The following is a 15,459-nucleotide window of genomic DNA, read 5'->3' on the forward strand; positions in this document are numbered from 1 at the left end:
GTGCGTTTTCTCATCACTCTATTATAGCCAGTCTTTAGCTTGCTTGATTAATTTAGTGGTGCTGTCAAAATGTACAGGCAGCTCGGGGATTGAATCCAAGAAATACTTTCCGTATTTAGCTTTCATAATCCTATCGTCACAAACGAATACAATACCTCGATCAGAACTAGAGCGTATTAATCGTCCAAACCCTTGTTTGAACCTGAGCACTGCGTTTGGCAATGAAAGTTCCATGAAAGCATTTTTCCCTGACTCTTTTATGCTTTGAGACTTTGCCTCATAAACTGGATGATCAGGAGGCTGAAATGGAAGACGAACAATAACAAGGGAAGTAAGGTCTTCTCCTGGAATATCTACACCCTCCCAAAAAGAACTCGTACCAAAAAGTATAGCTTTATCAAATGCTTGGAAGTTCTTTTTAAGACGTGTTCGACTTCCACTTGATATCCCTTGAGCAATTAGCATAAATTCTTCTTGATCCATAAAATCTTTCATGACATAATACGTTTTCTTTAACATATCGTAGGATGTGAACAACACAAGCATCCGCCCCTCTGTTACATCTGCTAAAGAATATATAGCTTCACATGTAGCATGGATAAAAGCTTCCTGTTCTCCATATTTCACACTTGGGAAATCATTCGGGATGAGCAACTGAACTTGTTCGTCATAAAGAAATGGTGACGGGATTTTATATTGAATCGTTTCTTCATCTGGTAATCCTAAACGCTTTAACATGAACGAAAAAGAATCCTTCATGGTTAGAGTAGCACTTGTGAGTATGACACTTTCCTTTTTATCAAAGAAATGCTCAGAAAGCATGGATGCTACTTCAATGGGCTCGCTGTAAAGGAAAACTGCATTCTTCGCCCCATAAGCCTCTAGTTCAATCCACTTCACAAGGTTTTTTTGATCTTCAATCAGTAGCTCCTGAAGGCCATTTATAATGGTTTCTAAGCGCTCCATGTACATCGTAATATCCTCTGTCCACCTTGTAGCTTCATTACTTGTTTCCGCCATGGTAATATACTGCTTACATTGGTGAAGGAACTGAATCGCGTCACGCATATAGAACGATACACGATGAGTCATCTCTTCAATCGTATTCCAAGTTGTAACATCCTCTTGATCCTTTTGATAACGATACTGAAAACGACCAACATCATTTAAAGTGATTTCAGCATTATGTTTTTTTACAACATAAGAAAAGATAAACCGAAACAATTCATCTGCTTCTTCCCTTATACGCTGCATATACTTATCCCACTTACGTATATCTAAACGCATCGATAGCTCAGGGTACGCTGATAAAACGTTATGCATCCAATCACCGTTTTGATTTCCACCCATCTCATTGACCAAATACTGAATGGTTACGTAATCTAGTCTTAACCCAAAGTGTTTAGCAGCTGAAGATTCTAAGTGATGCGCTTCATCAACAATAATTTTCTTATAGGAAGCTATAAGACCATTCTGACGAATAATATCAGTGCATAGTAAAGAATGATTCGTTATGATAATGTCCGCCTTCTGCGCACGTTTCTTAGCCTGTTGATAAAAGGACATACGATACCAAAGTGACTTAGGATCTGCATACCCTTCAGCTTCAGCGGATACTTTTCTCCAAAAGATTTGACCACTTGAGGGCAACTGAATTTCATCTCGATCACCTGTAGTCGTTTCAGTTAACCACACCAAAATCATCGCTTTCGTTAAGGCGACATCATAATTGTCAGACGTAGGTGAGAAGAGTTCGTGTTCGAACTTTTTCAAACTTAAATAATGTTGCTTCCCTTTCAATAATGCAGATGAAAAAGAAAATGGTAATGCTTTTTGCAAAAAAGGAAGTTCTTTTTCTACAAGTTGTGATTGCAATTGAGTGGTATGGGTACTCACCACCACCCTTTCCCCTGTTTCCATTGCTTCATAGAGGGCAGGGATAAGATAACCAAGTGATTTCCCAGTTCCGGTTTCTGCTTCAATCATCGCATGAGTTTGTGACTGAAAAGCGTCATAGATCGTTGTAGCCATTTCCCTCTGGCCTTTTCGGTCCTCATACTTATCCATATACTTGTGAAGGTAGCCGCCTTGTTTAAATGTGTTCTCTAAGAAAGGGGCAAAACTTTCTTGAGATGTATGGGAAACCTCATCAAATTCATCTTGTTTACGAACGGCAATGCCTCTGAATAAATCCATTTCTGTATGATCTAAACTGAAAGCTTTTTCATTAACGATTCCTTGTAATAGCTCGCTTACATCACTTTTCAATTTTGCTTCAAGCTGAAGTAAGTGTGATAACGTTTCATAAGGAAGACCTTTAGCTTTATGTAATAATTTCAAGAGGATTTCTCCCGTCACATAGGCGTCCGCAAGCGCACGATGAGGATCTTTGTGTGAAACGTTAAAAAACTCCGCTAGCTGCCCTAATTTGTATCCAGGAGCTTGTGGCATAAGAATACGGGCTAATTCTACAGTATCTATAACAGGCATAGATAGTTTATTACCTGTAACTTCTCTAATAGCATAATCTAAGAAACCGAGATCAAATTCTACATGGTGTGCCACGAAATAGGCCCCATCTAACCGGGATACGACGTCTTCTACAATCTCATCAAATAACGGTGCACCTTGAACATCTGAATCTTGAATGCCTGTTAATTGACTAATAAAGCTCGGAATGGGTTGTTCGGGGTGGACGAACGACTTATATTGATCAGTTATGACGCCATCTACAATCGTTACCATACCAATCTCTATAATTTTGTCACCTTTTTTCGGACTATGACCCGTTGTTTCCAAATCAACAACTACAAACTTCGCCATTTGTTCACCTTCTTTGCTGCATGCTAAATAGTATCTATACTCAAAAAATAAAGAGGCTGTACCACTCAAATGAAGATGCCCCCAATACTTTACCCACATAATCAAAAAACTTATGAATGGGCTACTTGTATAGGGGAGCGATCCTCTTGAAAGGGACACCCTCTACATGATCGTTAATGGTGTTTCTTGTTCGATCATTTCTTCGATTTGGTTCTGGTCATTCATAATGGCTACTTTAGGTTGGAAGGTTTCTAATTCTTCTTCACTTAAAAGTCCATAGGAAACAATTATTACAATATCACCAGGTTGCACGAGTCGAGCAGCAGCGCCATTCAAACAGATCACTCCACTATGCCTTTCACCTGGTATTACGTATGTTTCTAAACGAGCTCCATTATTATTATTCACAATTTGCACTTGCTCATGAGGCAATATACCAACTTTCTCTAAGATATGTTGGTCGATCGTAATGCTGCCCACATAATTTAAATTTGCCTCTGTCACGCGGGCCCGATGAATCTTCGATTTCATCATGGTGCGTAGCATCTCTTCTCCCCCTATATTCCTGTTACTGGTTTACTCTAATATTATCAATCAACCTGGCCTTTTCAAAATGAACAGCCAGAGCTATAATCATGTCTCCACTACAAACTTCTAATGACTCAAGTTGAGGGTATGACAAGATATCAACATAGTCTATTTTACCATGGGTATGAGTTTTAATGAAGTGTGAAACAGCTTCAATAACAGCTTGTGGGGATTTCTCACCATTGTTTTCAATCAGTGATTTACCATGTAAGAGAGATTGATATAAATATGGAGCTTCTTCTCTCTCATGCACATTCAAGTAAACATTCCTGCTACTTTTAGCTAAAAGGTCCTCTTCTCTTACTGTTGGAACAGGAATTAGCTTTACAGGAATATTATAATCCTCAATAAGTGCATCTACAACAGCTACTTGTTGGGCATCCTTCATTCCCATGTAAACATTGTCGGGCATCACGATGTTAAAGAGCTTTGCCAAGACGGTTACAACCCCATCAAAATGACCTACTCGAGACTTGCCACACAGAGCGTTTACTCTTTTATGAACGGTCATTTTAACAGATTGTTCTATTGGGTACATCTCATCCACATGAGGAAAAAATAAAATATCATTTTCTTCCTGCTCTGCTATCTGTTGGTCATGTTTTTCATCTCGCGGATATCGATCGAAATCCTCATTTGGCCCAAACTGTAGCGGATTAACGAAGATACTCGTTACAACAAAATCACATTCTTTCCTTGCTTCTCTCATAAGACGTTGATGCCCTTCATGCAAGTAGCCCATAGTAGGGATAAAACCAATTACTTTCCCTTCTTTAACCTTTTCTCTCATATAAGCTTGCATCTCTGAGATGCTTTTGATTACTATCATTTAGGTGTTCCTCCGTAAAGAGAGGGAATAAGTTCATCTTTCATATTAAAGCTATGGTCATTTGTAGGAAATGACTTATTTTTCACATCTTGAACATAGGTTGATAAAGCATTTGTGATCGTTCCATTAAGGTCAGCATATGACTTAACGAACTTAGGCAACCGCTCCACACCAAACTCTACCACATCATGAAAGACGAGTACTTGTCCATCTGTCCCCTCACCTGCACCTATGCCTATTACAGGTATAGATAATTCTTCCTCGATCAATGCAGCGAGCTGTTTTGGTACACATTCTAACACTAAAGCAATTGCCCCATTCTTTTCGACTTGTTTTGCATCTTCAATAAGAGCTTCAGCTGCTTCTATGTCTTTTCCTTGTACTCGGTAACCACCTAATACATTTACAGATTGAGGCGTTAGCCCGAGGTGAGCTACAATCGGAACTCCAGCCATGGTTAGTTTATTTATAATAGGGAGCACATCTCCAGCTCCTTCAAGCTTAAGACTTTGGGCTCCTGTTTCTTGCATGATTCGTTTAGCGTTCTCCATCGTTTCAGATAAAGATGCATGATAGGACATAAACGGCATATCCACAACCATATAAGTCTCTTTAGCTCCTCTACGTACAGCTTTCCCATGATGGATCATGTCTTCGACTGTAACTGGGATGGTAGATTCGTAACCTAAAACCACCATACCTAATGAGTCTCCAACCAAAATCATATCTACGCCTGATGATTCGGCTAGCTTGGCAGTTGGATAATCGTATGCTGTTAACATGACAATTGGGTCTTTAGCTTCTTTCATTTTTTTAAGCTTGGTATGGGTAAGCATTATTCTTCTCCCCTTCTCCACTTAATTTCTGCTGAATACAAAACATGCTCTTTCCCTTCTTCATCTCTAACCTTAAGAGCACCATCATGCTCAATCCCCATAATTAGAGCATTCCATTCTTGCTGATGAGTTGTAATGGCTACATGCTCACCAATTCGATATCCAAAGGCTTCCCAACGAAGTTTCACACTTCTAAATCCTTCTTCTATAAACTCCTGATAACGTTTTTCGAACGTATTTAAGATTTGTTGAATAAGCGTGTGAATCTCCCAATTCTCTCCTGTTTCAATTTTTAATGATGTCGCTTGGTTCATAATTTCTTCAGGAAACTGTTCTACACTATGATTCACATTAATACCCATGCCAAGTACGATATAATTTATTTGATCTTGCTCGGCTTGGAGTTCTGTTAAGATACCTGAAAGTTTCTTTCCGTTCGTCAGTAAATCGTTTGGCCACTTGATCTGTGGTGAAATCCCACAATATTTTTTAAACACCTCAGCTAAAACTGTAGCAGCTAGGAGAGTGATTTGAGGGGATTTATGGGGCTCAAACTTTGGCCTCAATATTATACTCATCCATACACCGTCCCCTTTGTGCGAATGCCAGGAACGGTTTAAACGCCCTCTTCCTTTGGTTTGTTCGTCAGCTACGATAACCGTACCATGTGCTGCTCCGTCTTGTGCTTCTTGATGCGCAATAACTTGTGTAGATGTTACGCTAGGTTTATGGATCATATCTTGACCTAACCACTTGGTCTTCAAGCCCCAAGAGAGCGTATTCGTACTAACCTTGTCAGGAAAAGTAATAATTTTGTAGCCTTTTCTTGGCGAAGCCTCAATTCCATAACCGTCTTTCTCTAATTCCTTCATATGTTTCCAAACAGCTGGTCGGCTAATATTTAATTGCTGTGAAAGCTTTTGACCCGAAAGATATTCTTCAGGATGGTTAGATAGTATTTCAATCAGCTTTCCTCTTGTTGATTCCATTGCTTCACCCACATTTCAATTGCTTCCTTATTATTCTTAAAATCTCCCAATACAACAGCTCGTTCAATCTTGTCCATATATGCTTTTATCCAAGGACCAGGTTTTTGATCTGGAAACCATTTTTTCAAATCATTTCCAGTAATAGCGAGCGCACTTATAGATGCGATTGGTAAAGCAAGTAAAGTTTCTCTTAACGTCTCAATTGAGTACTCTTTGTTATCTAAAATGGATAATATCCTTTTAAAAGAGGATAAACGCTCTTCCCCTAGTTGATAGACAACCCATTCCAAAGGCTCAATTCTTAACATCTTATAGGCTTTCACTAATACCTCGGCTTCTTTTTTAACTTTCTTTGAACACTTCCACTGTTCACTAAATGAGGAAACAGATAGTTCTTGATTAGATATTACGAAAATCGCAAAAGCCTCTTCTATGCCTTTTAAAGGTTCCCAATCAAAGTCATTACTGTGTTCGATTAAAGTAGGATGGGCACTAAAAACAGGCATGTGTGTGGGGAGATTGGACTTATTCAAATGTTTAAATGAAGACCGAACCCACTCTCCTGTTAAGAACTTTTCGAATTCTATTGCTATACGTTCTACTGCAATTTTTTCCAGTAGGTATGCATATTCCTGAACAGCTCGAAAAGTCGTACTACTTATAGTAAATCCTAATTGACTTGTAAAACGAAGGGCTCTCATCATACGAAGAGGATCTTCTTGAAAACGTTCCGCTGCATCCCTTACTGTTTCTATGGAACGATTAAGTATAGAATCTTTACCCCCGTAAGGGTCAATGAATTCTCGCTTATAGCTCATAGCAATTGCATTCATTGTAAAGTCTCTTCTAGATAAGTCCTCTTCTATTGTAGCTACATATTTTACTTCATCAGGATGACGAAAATCGTTGTATTCTCCGTCCACTCTATAAGTGGTGACTTCATATGGAATACCTTCATAGTAAACAACTACTGTTCCGTGATCAATTCCAATGGGTATTACTTTCTCAAACATAGCCTGTACTTGTTCTGGTCGAGCAGAGGTGGCGATATCAATATCGCCAATCTCCCTCCCCATTAGATGATCTCGTACAGATCCTCCTACGAAATAAGCTTCATGTCCTTGTTTCATTAAAGTAAACAACACAGGCAATGCTTCTACAAAAGGCTTCTCAAGTTGCTTGTTCATACGCTTTCCTCTAGTAAATCTGCATAGACTTGTTCGTATTGTTTCACAATCGTTTCAGAAAGAAATTCGCTACGCACACGTTCTAGACCTTTGTGAGAAAATTCTTCCCACTTATCTTGATCTGAAAGTAGACGTAGCGCATGTGAGGCGATTTGTTCAGTGTCTCCTACCTCACATATATATCCAGTTTCTTCATGTACAATAACTTCTGGTATGCCCCCGATGTTTGTTCCGATACAAGGTACACCACAAGCCATTGCTTCAAGTAAAACAAGACCAAAGCTCTCTTTCTCAGATAGGAGAAGTTTTAAGTCAGATATTGAAAGAAGTTCTGAGACATTTTCTTGTTTACCGAGGAACAATACGTCATCTCTCAAGCCAAGTTCATTCACAAGCTGACACGTTTTATAATAATCTGGTCCATCCCCAACTAAAAGAAGTTTGGCTTTAGATTTTTCACGGATTGTTTTAAAAGATTTTATGACATCAGGGACTCGCTTTACTTGGCGAAAGTTCGAAATATGTATAATAACTTTATCATCGTCTTCTATACCGTATTCTTCTTTCAAATGAGATTCATCACGTTCCCGGTACTCTCGTTCATCCACGAAGTTATAAATAACATCCATTTCCCTTTCAACATTAAGCATCTCTTTCGTCTGATTGACGAGACTTCTAGATACTGCTGTAACTCGGTTAGAGCGTTCGATTCCAAATCGGATCATATTTTGCAAACTCGGATCGACGCCAAGAACCGTAATGTCCGTTCCATGTAAGGTCGTTACAATTTTTACATCATGATGAATCATTTCCTTGGCCAATATGGCACAGATCGCATGAGGCATTGCATAATGAACATGCAAAATATCAATCTTCTCTCGATTAATGACTTCAGCCATTTTATTAGCTAAAGCCAAATCATACGGGGGATATTGAAAGACCGGATAATGCGTCATCTCTACCTCATGATAATAAATATTTGGATAAATCCTTTTTAACCGAAATGGGATATTAGAAGTAATAAAGTGTATTTCATACCCCTTTTCAGCTAACAATTTTGCGAGTTCTGTCGCGATAACCCCAGATCCTCCAACAGTTGGATAACAGGTTATACCGATCTTTGTTCTTTCCATACTCGTTTCACCCTTGCTGCTTATTCTTATGAATGATCTCTCTCCAATGGAAATCACCATGTTCAATGGCTCGGACCATTATTTCTGCTGCTGCTAAATTCGTTGCAAGTGGGATTTGATAGACGTCGCATAATCGCATTAATGCACTAACATCTGGCTCGTGAGGTTGAGCTGTTAAAGGATCTCGAAAGAACAGAATAACGTCCATGTCATTTTGTGCAACATAAGCACCGATTTGTTGATCGCCGCCTAGAGGGCCTGATTGAAAGCGATGAAGAGATAATCCAGTGGCTTCCGTAATTTTCGTACCCGTCGTACCAGTAGCATAAAGGCTATGTTTTTCTAAAATATGTTGGTAAGCTGTAGCAAATTGAACCATATCTTCTTTCTTTTGATCGTGTGCAATTAATGCGATATTCATTACTATCTACTCCCTACTCTAATAAATTTTCTAATCCGTAGATAAATGCGTTCAATTCCATTACTTTCTCAACAGACAATTTCACACCTGTCATAAAGGACTCTCGGTTGATGGAATCATGTTTAATCGTCAGCGTTTCTCCGCTAGATCCAAACATTACTTCTTGATGAGCAACTAATCCTGGCAAACGAACACTATGAATATGCATACCATCTACATCAGCTCCGCGAGCACCTTCTAGTGTTTCTTTCTCTTCTGCATGACCTTGTGTCTTAGCCTCTCGTACTTCCTGAATTAATTCGGCTGTTTTCACTGCAGTACCACTAGGAGCATCCAGTTTCTGATCGTGATGTCGCTCTATGATCTCTACATCAGGGAAGTACTTTGCTGCCCATTTTGAGAATTGCATCATTAATACTGCTCCTAGAGCAAAGTTCGGAGCGATAACGACACCAAGGTCTTTCTCTTCTGTTAATTGTTCTAGTTCCTGGAGCTGTCCTTTCGTAAACCCAGTAGTTCCAACTACAGGGCGGATTCCATTAAGGAGTGCAAGCTTTGTGTGTTTATATCCAAATTCAGGTGTAGTAAGGTCAACTAAAACATCCGCTTCAATCTCGGAAAAGCACTGCTCAATATCTTGATACACTGGAGCATCAGAATCAGGCAACCCCTCTATATCTTTTACTTTTAATCCATCGTTTTTATGATCCACACAGGCTACAAGTGTAAAGTGCTCAGTTTTATGGATCATTTTAACAGCCTCTCTCCCCATTTTACCTCTAGGTCCTGCCACTATGATTTTTGTATTAGTCATATTTAAGTTCCTCCTCTTGATCCCGCTTCGTCCAGCGATCTTTATCTCTTGTCTCAAATTTATTCATTACAGTTTCAAAGCTCTCTGTCATATCAATATCTAGGGAATTTGCAAAGCATAGCATTACAAACAAAAGGTCGCCCAGCTCTTCTTCCATAGAATTCTCATCTTCAGATGATTTCTTTGGTTTCTCACCGTAATGATGATTGACCTCTCTAGCAAGTTCTCCTACCTCTTCTGTCATCCTAGCCATCATACTTAGAGGTGAGAAATACCCCTCTTTAAATTGTGATATATAAGCATCAACGCGTTCTTGCATCTCCTTAGATGTTAGTGCGTTTGAATGTAATTTCATAAGAACCCTCATTTCTACAACTTTCATATGTAATCTCTTATCATGTTAGCTAAAAGGCGGGCTTTTGACAAATTTTTTTCACTATTATTGCTCCATCATCTCTGTTTGACTATAATAGATGGAGTGTGACGAAAGGAGGCGCTTCTTTATGAAGATGGGGGTTAAAATTAAAAACATCCTATTGATTCTACTCGGTTCCGCTATTTTCAGCTTTGGTGTTCTTTATTTTAATATGGAAAACGATCTCGCTGAGGGTGGATTCACGGGTATATTACTTATTCTTGACCACTTTGGTCTAAATATTGCAATTATGAACTTAGTCTTAAATATTCCGGTGTTCTTCTTAGGGTGGAAACTACTCGGAAAAACAACGTTGATCTATTCAATTATAGGAACCTTCGCCGTTTCATTCTTCTTGTGGGTATTTGAGTTGCCTATATTTATGAATCATGTAGAATTTGCTCTAAAGGATGAAATGATAATCGCTTCTCTTATGGCCGGGGTGTTCATAGGGGTTGGCCTTGGTATCATTTTCAGAAGTGGTGGAACAACTGGAGGAGTTGACATTATAGCTCGACTTGTCCATAAATATGCAGGCTGGAGTATGGGACGAACCATGTTCTTATTCGATGCATGTGTCATATTAGCTTCCGTACTGATTTACTTGAACTATATACAAGGTATGTACACCCTTGTAGCGGTCTTTGTAGGCGCGAGAGTGATTGACTTTATTCAAGAGGGTGCATACGCAGCTAGAGGTGCCACTATTATATCTGAACGATCCAATGCTGTATCAGATAAAATTATGAAAGACATGGACCGCGGTGTTACAATTTTAGTTGGAAAAGGTAGTTATACAGGCGAAAGTCGCGATGTACTATACTGCGTGGTTGCTCGAAATGAAATTGTTCGGTTAAAAAACATTATTAACTCAATCGATCCACATGCATTTGTAGCTGTTACCTCTGTTCACGATGTCCTTGGGGAAGGTTTTACATTAGATGAAGATAAAAACCCGATTGAACGTTAGAGTAGCGTGATACAAAAAGAGCTCAATAAATTGAAGCTCTTTTTTTGACTCATTTAAAAGTTATCTTTACGCAAAAAAACGCTTAGAGCACATTCATTGGCTCTAAGCGTTTTATAAGCTATTTATTATTCTTCATTCATCCCAGTGAATAGAAGCACAAGGCGTACTAGTTCAAGAAGAGCTACAAGAGCGCTCGCTACATACGTCCAAGCTGCTGCATTTAAAACTTTCTTAGTCTGACGCTCCTCATTGTTCCGGATGATACCAGTTGATACGAGCTGATTCATAGCTCGAGTTGAGGCATTAAATTCAACAGGAAGCGTAACAAATTGGAACAAGACAGCTAAAGCAAAGAATGCTATTCCAAGCCCAAGTAGCACTTGACTAAAGAAAGCACCAGCGATAATTAAGAATATAGACGCATTTGAGCCAAAGCTCGCGACAGGTACAAGTGCATGCCTAAATCTTAAAAAGGCATAGGCTTCGGCATCCTGAATTGCGTGTCCTACTTCATGCGCTGCCACTGCTTGAGCAGCCGCGGATGGTTCATGGTAGTTCCCTGAAGATAATCGAACAACTTTACTCCGTGGATCATAGTGATCGGATAACATGCCTTTCACTTCTTCCACTCGTACATTGGAAAGTCCGTTGTCATCTAATATTTTACGGGCTACCTCGGCCCCAGTCATATTTGATTCGTTTCGGACTTTCGAATATTTTTTATACGTTTTTTTCACTCTCATTTGCGCCCAAATCGGGATGATAATGATTAAAGCCAAATAAATTAGATATTGACCCATCTATTCATTCCTCCACTAATGTTATCGACCTTTTTATATAAAGATCTTATTAAGGTCAATTTTAGTCAAAAAGCATGGAAAAGTCAACTATCCCGCTCTCTCTTTTTTTCGGTATCATCTGTTTTCTCACCCTTATATTTTCTCCAACCTACATACATTAATGTGAATGAAATCAAACTACCAACAGAACCCATTAACCAAATAAAACCTGGCTCTTCTGTTAAACTTTTTTTACGCTTTACTTCAACCTCTTTCACTTCTTGGGCAAAAACACTAATCTGTTCTTCCTGTAAGTCCTCGTCAATAAGTGCCTGCATTTCGTGCAACTTTTTCATGTGACTTTCTAATATATGAACACTCTCCTTCGTTCCTGAGACTTTTACGGCTGGAAGAAGTCGTTCATATAAAGAATATACATTTTGAAGTCTATCCTTATTTTTTAAAGATTCATTCGTCATTTCCGTTAACAGATGGTCCTTCCAAGATAACCATAGTGGATCTACTTTATTCCATGTCGCCTCATAAAGTAACACAAGCGTTAGACTTTTATGGTATTTCTCCTCTGGAACCACACGTGAATCATTAAGTGCTTGCTGCGTTTCATTTAAAACATCCTGGAATACCACACTATATTCTTTATCGTCGATACTATAATCTCTTCTCAACTTCGTTAATACTGCATCAGCTGCTTCATATCTACCTTCTTCGACATATTGTAAGAAGCGATAGGTTGTTTCTTTCATCTCATCTGAAAAGGATGTTGCACTACTATACCCGATGTGAAACAAGCTAAGTCCAAAGCAGACCAGCAATCCCCATAATATTTTCTTTTGTATCTTTTTCATAACGCTCCCCTCTCAAACCACTCTTGCTTCAATGTATGAGAGGACAAGTAGAATTAGTACAAGTAGTTATAGGTGATTTGCTTGTTTACGTTGATAATGAACAGTTAGCAAATAAGCAATTCCAATCGAAAGTATACTTAGCCAAAAGGTGAAATAACCAATTTCTTGACTGAAGTCACTTAATTTTGAATAGATTGGCATCATGCCAAACACATAATCGATAATGTCATTGTGCAATGTCCAAATACCAGCAATAACGATATGAATAACTTTAATTTTATAAAAAGGAGCATATAGTAAACCTTGTATAGCCATCGCCCCATGAGAAGCAATTAACATATATCCCTGCCATGGAAGATATCCTGTCACAATTAGCGTCAATATGTTCATCACAACTGCCCATATTCCATACTTAAATAAAGTAATAATGGCAAGTGCTTCTATAAGTGGAACACTCTTTTTTATTAAGAAGAAAAATAAGAATATGCAAAAAAACAAACTGGCTGTCGGACTATCAGGTACAAATGGTAAAAAGATCGTTGGAGTGATCTCAAGTTGGCTTTTATACCACCAGTACCCATAAATAGTACCCAGTAAATTCACAACAAGTAAAAGTAAAACAAATGGTTTAAACGTTAACAGATAACGGAGCACGTCATCCCTCCTTTTCTATAACCAGAAAAAGAAGCTGACCACAAAGCCAGCTCCCTTTCATGTACCTTATTTATTCGCTTTCTTCACTTCCAACACCTGTAATGAAGTTCGCGAGTTTGTCTAATTCTTCATCAGAACCTTGGAAAATGTTAGCAGGCATGCCACCAATTCCATTTTGTGCAATATCTTTAATCTCATCTGCAGAATATTCAACACCAATTAGTGCTGGACCATTTCCACCTTCAAGATTGTCACCGTGACAAGAAGCACAGTTTTGCGAGTAGATTTTGTATCCATCTGATGACTTATCAATTTCAACATCTTCTACAATTTGACCTGACTTTGCACGTTGCTCCCAGTCAACATGATCTGCTGCTTCCCATGTTAAGAAAACAGTAGCAGCTAAACCAATTAACATCATAGCGTTCGCAATAGGACGTTCAAATGGACGACGTCCTTTTCCTGTATCTAAGAATGGAGCTAATAATAGCGCACCAAACGCAAGACCAGGAATAATAAATGCACCTAATACTATATATGGTCCACTTGCAAACTCGTATTTCAAGAACTGGTAAAGGAATAAAAAGTACCAGTCTGGTAACGGAATGTAACCAGCATCTGTTGGATCAGCTAGTTTTTCAAGTGGTGATGGAGCTACAACCGTTAGCGTTAAAAATCCAATTAGGAAAACAGCTCCAACCAGCCATTCTTTTAACAAGAAGTTTGGCCAGAATGCCTCTGTTTTACCAGGGTATTCCGAATAGTCTTTTGGTATATTAGGTTTCTTCTCTGCCGGTACACGCGAGTCACCGACAAACTTCATACCTTTTCCCCTATGCACAGCGATCCCTCCTTTACATCAATCAAGTCCTATAGCGGACCAGAAATTCCTTGTTTACGAATCATAACAAAGTGCGCTGCCATTAATCCGAATAATGCAGCTGGCAGGAAGAATACGTGGATAGCAAAGAAACGAGTTAACGTTTGTGCCCCAACGATATCCGGGTCACCAGCCAGTAGTGTCTTCACTTCCGTACCAATAAGCGGTGTTTGTTCGGCGATTTGAAGACCTACTTGTGTAGCGAAGAATGCTTTATTATCCCAAGGAAGTAAATAACCTGTGAAACCAAGACCGAGCATAACAAAGAAAATTAGTACCCCTACTACCCAGTTTAATTCACGAGGTTTCTTATAAGCTCCTTGGAAGAATACGCGTAATGTATGTAAGAACATCATCACGATTACGAGACTTGCACCCCAGTGGTGCATACCACGTACAATTTGACCGTAAGCTACCTCTTTTTGAAGATAGTAAACAGACTCCCATGCGTTTTCAATGTCTGGTACATAATACATCGTCAAGAACATACCAGATAATACTTGAATAACCGTTACGAAGAACGTCAGTCCTCCGAAACAATAAACGAATGCTGAAAAATGATGAGCAGGGTTCACGTGTTCAGGAACTTCGTGATCCGCAATATCACGCCATAAAGGTGTAATATCGACACGCTCGTCCACCCAATCGTAAAGTTTTTGAAGCATGAATTACACCACCTTATTTGGAATGACTTCTCCTAAGTACAGCATGCCATCTTGAATTTTGACCTTGTATTGATCTAGCGGAGCTAATGGAGGTGTACCTGGTACGTTCTCTCCATTCTTCTCATAAAGACCCCCATGGCAAGGACAGTAGTATTGATTCTCGTTTCCTTGACCACCTTCCCATTTCACAATACAACCTAAGTGTTTACAAATTGGTGAAAATGCAATTACATCTCCACTTTCGTTTTTGTAAACCCATGCTGTTTTCGACACTTCAGATACATACCACGCATCCTGTTGTTCGTAAGAGAAATCTACACGAGTTGGTTCTTCTGTAATGTTTTTAACTTCGGTACCCGTAGCGTGAAATTCTCCACCTTCTTTCGGCTGAAGCACTGGATCCACTGCCATTCGAACCATCGGTGAAAGCATAGCCGCTGCCATAAACCCTCCTACACCTGTTAGCGTGTAGTTCAGAAACTGACGGCGGGATACTGGTTGTTTTTTATCGCTCATTGTTTTCCCCCCTCTATCCAATATGATCCAACATTCATGGTAAATATTCACACAGTTTACTAGGACATTATAATGATAGCGCAAACTAATTAGA

The 15,459-nt window shown here is 39.1% G+C and carries 17 protein-coding genes; 1 reads left to right on the forward strand and 16 read right to left on the reverse strand.

What is annotated here, in order from left to right; genetic code table 11:
• Positions 1-21: 21 nt before the first annotated feature.
• The 10 genes from dinG to IEW76_RS01630 all read right to left on the reverse strand — a co-directional run bounded on the left by dinG (position 22) and on the right by IEW76_RS01630 (position 9,975).
• Positions 22-2,823, reverse strand: a complete 2,802-nt coding sequence (dinG, locus tag IEW76_RS01585) for an ATP-dependent DNA helicase DinG (RefSeq protein WP_188650237.1) — start codon at positions 2,821-2,823, stop codon at positions 22-24.
• A 162-nt stretch (positions 2,824-2,985) separates the two neighbouring features.
• Positions 2,986-3,369 (reverse strand): aspartate 1-decarboxylase, encoded by a 384-nt coding sequence (panD, locus tag IEW76_RS01590; protein WP_188650239.1) that lies wholly within the window; start codon positions 3,367-3,369, stop codon positions 2,986-2,988.
• Positions 3,370-3,391: 22 nt separating this feature from the next.
• Entirely contained in the window at positions 3,392-4,240 is an 849-nt protein-coding gene (gene panC / locus IEW76_RS01595) for a pantoate--beta-alanine ligase (RefSeq protein ID WP_188650241.1), read from the reverse strand.
• A complete protein-coding gene (panB, locus tag IEW76_RS01600; RefSeq protein WP_188650243.1) occupies positions 4,237-5,076 on the reverse strand; it encodes a 3-methyl-2-oxobutanoate hydroxymethyltransferase in 840 nt (279 codons plus the stop codon). The genes panC and panB overlap by 4 nt, the downstream gene beginning before the upstream one ends.
• A complete protein-coding gene (locus tag IEW76_RS01605; protein ID WP_188650245.1) occupies positions 5,076-6,065 on the reverse strand; it encodes a biotin--[acetyl-CoA-carboxylase] ligase in 990 nt (329 codons plus the stop codon). The genes panB and IEW76_RS01605 overlap by 1 nt, the downstream gene beginning before the upstream one ends.
• Positions 6,041-7,252, reverse strand: coding sequence for a CCA tRNA nucleotidyltransferase (locus tag IEW76_RS01610; RefSeq protein WP_188650247.1), 1,212 nt, complete (start codon positions 7,250-7,252; stop codon positions 6,041-6,043). The genes IEW76_RS01605 and IEW76_RS01610 overlap by 25 nt, the downstream gene beginning before the upstream one ends.
• Positions 7,249-8,385: an N-acetyl-alpha-D-glucosaminyl L-malate synthase BshA gene (gene bshA, locus IEW76_RS01615; protein ID WP_188650249.1), complete on the reverse strand. Its 1,137-nt coding sequence runs from the start codon at positions 8,383-8,385 to the stop codon at positions 7,249-7,251. Before bshA ends, IEW76_RS01610 begins: the two co-directional genes overlap by 4 nt.
• A gap of 7 nt (positions 8,386-8,392) precedes the next feature.
• Positions 8,393-8,806 (reverse strand): methylglyoxal synthase, encoded by a 414-nt coding sequence (gene mgsA, locus IEW76_RS01620; protein WP_188650251.1) that lies wholly within the window; start codon positions 8,804-8,806, stop codon positions 8,393-8,395.
• 13 nt (positions 8,807-8,819) lie between these two features.
• Positions 8,820-9,620 carry a 4-hydroxy-tetrahydrodipicolinate reductase gene (dapB, locus tag IEW76_RS01625; protein ID WP_188650253.1) on the reverse strand — a complete coding sequence of 267 codons (801 nt, stop codon included), beginning with the start codon at positions 9,618-9,620 and terminating at the stop codon, positions 8,820-8,822.
• Complete coding sequence (locus tag IEW76_RS01630) at positions 9,613-9,975, reverse strand: nucleotide pyrophosphohydrolase (protein WP_188650255.1); 363 nt, start codon at positions 9,973-9,975, stop codon at positions 9,613-9,615. Before IEW76_RS01630 ends, dapB begins: the two co-directional genes overlap by 8 nt.
• Positions 9,976-10,123: 148 nt before the next feature.
• On the opposite strand from IEW76_RS01630, the gene IEW76_RS01635 reads away from it, so the two are divergent.
• Positions 10,124-11,005 (forward strand): YitT family protein, encoded by an 882-nt coding sequence (locus IEW76_RS01635; RefSeq protein ID WP_188650257.1) that lies wholly within the window; start codon positions 10,124-10,126, stop codon positions 11,003-11,005.
• Positions 11,006-11,130: 125 nt separating this feature from the next.
• Here IEW76_RS01635 and IEW76_RS01640 read toward each other — a convergent pair whose 3' ends face one another.
• The 6 genes from IEW76_RS01640 to IEW76_RS01665 all read right to left on the reverse strand — a co-directional run bounded on the left by IEW76_RS01640 (position 11,131) and on the right by IEW76_RS01665 (position 15,365).
• Positions 11,131-11,805, reverse strand: a complete 675-nt coding sequence (locus IEW76_RS01640; RefSeq protein ID WP_188650259.1) for a zinc metallopeptidase — start codon at positions 11,803-11,805, stop codon at positions 11,131-11,133.
• A gap of 83 nt (positions 11,806-11,888) precedes the next feature.
• Positions 11,889-12,650: a sporulation protein YpjB gene (locus IEW76_RS01645; RefSeq protein WP_188650261.1), complete on the reverse strand. Its 762-nt coding sequence runs from the start codon at positions 12,648-12,650 to the stop codon at positions 11,889-11,891.
• Between the two features lie 66 nt (positions 12,651-12,716).
• A complete protein-coding gene (gene lhaT, locus IEW76_RS01650) occupies positions 12,717-13,304 on the reverse strand; it encodes a lipoprotein heptaprenylglyceryl N-acetyltransferase LhaT (protein ID WP_188650263.1) in 588 nt (195 codons plus the stop codon).
• A 70-nt stretch (positions 13,305-13,374) separates the two neighbouring features.
• Entirely contained in the window at positions 13,375-14,145 is a 771-nt protein-coding gene (locus IEW76_RS01655; RefSeq protein ID WP_188650265.1) for a menaquinol-cytochrome c reductase cytochrome b/c subunit, read from the reverse strand.
• Positions 14,146-14,174: 29 nt separating this feature from the next.
• Entirely contained in the window at positions 14,175-14,849 is a 675-nt protein-coding gene (gene qcrB / locus IEW76_RS01660; protein WP_036779379.1) for a menaquinol-cytochrome c reductase cytochrome b subunit, read from the reverse strand.
• Between the two features lie 3 nt (positions 14,850-14,852).
• Positions 14,853-15,365 (reverse strand): Rieske (2Fe-2S) protein, encoded by a 513-nt coding sequence (locus IEW76_RS01665; RefSeq protein WP_188650268.1) that lies wholly within the window; start codon positions 15,363-15,365, stop codon positions 14,853-14,855.
• Positions 15,366-15,459: the final 94 nt, after the last annotated feature.

It is taken from the genome of Pontibacillus salipaludis, assembly GCF_014642405.1.
GTDB classification, from domain to species: Bacteria; Bacillota; Bacilli; order Bacillales; family BH030062; genus Pontibacillus; species Pontibacillus salipaludis.

Bases quoted from the DNA above. Each gene is read 5' to 3' on its own strand.
- IEW76_RS01665 (WP_188650268.1), bottom strand. From the start codon at position 15,365: ATGAGCGATAAAAAACAACCAGTATCCCGCCGTCAGTTTCTGAACTAC.
- qcrB (WP_036779379.1), bottom strand. From the start codon at position 14,849: ATGCTTCAAAAACTTTACGATTGGGTGGACGAGCGTGTCGATATTACA.
- dapB (WP_188650253.1), bottom strand. From the start codon at position 9,620: ATGACTAATACAAAAATCATAGTGGCAGGACCTAGAGGTAAAATGGGG.
- IEW76_RS01610 (WP_188650247.1), bottom strand. From the start codon at position 7,252: ATGAACAAGCAACTTGAGAAGCCTTTTGTAGAAGCATTGCCTGTGTTG.
- IEW76_RS01645 (WP_188650261.1), bottom strand. From the start codon at position 12,650: ATGAAAAAGATACAAAAGAAAATATTATGGGGATTGCTGGTCTGCTTT.
- panD (WP_188650239.1), bottom strand. From the start codon at position 3,369: ATGCTACGCACCATGATGAAATCGAAGATTCATCGGGCCCGCGTGACA.
- IEW76_RS01635 (WP_188650257.1), top strand. From the start codon at position 10,124: ATGAAGATGGGGGTTAAAATTAAAAACATCCTATTGATTCTACTCGGT.
- panB (WP_188650243.1), bottom strand. From the start codon at position 5,076: ATGCTTACCCATACCAAGCTTAAAAAAATGAAAGAAGCTAAAGACCCA.
- IEW76_RS01605 (WP_188650245.1), bottom strand. From the start codon at position 6,065: ATGGAATCAACAAGAGGAAAGCTGATTGAAATACTATCTAACCATCCT.
- mgsA (WP_188650251.1), bottom strand. From the start codon at position 8,806: ATGAATATCGCATTAATTGCACACGATCAAAAGAAAGAAGATATGGTT.
- IEW76_RS01640 (WP_188650259.1), bottom strand. From the start codon at position 11,805: ATGGGTCAATATCTAATTTATTTGGCTTTAATCATTATCATCCCGATT.
- bshA (WP_188650249.1), bottom strand. From the start codon at position 8,385: ATGGAAAGAACAAAGATCGGTATAACCTGTTATCCAACTGTTGGAGGA.
- IEW76_RS01630 (WP_188650255.1), bottom strand. From the start codon at position 9,975: ATGAAATTACATTCAAACGCACTAACATCTAAGGAGATGCAAGAACGC.
- panC (WP_188650241.1), bottom strand. From the start codon at position 4,240: ATGATAGTAATCAAAAGCATCTCAGAGATGCAAGCTTATATGAGAGAA.
- dinG (WP_188650237.1), bottom strand. From the start codon at position 2,823: ATGGCGAAGTTTGTAGTTGTTGATTTGGAAACAACGGGTCATAGTCCG.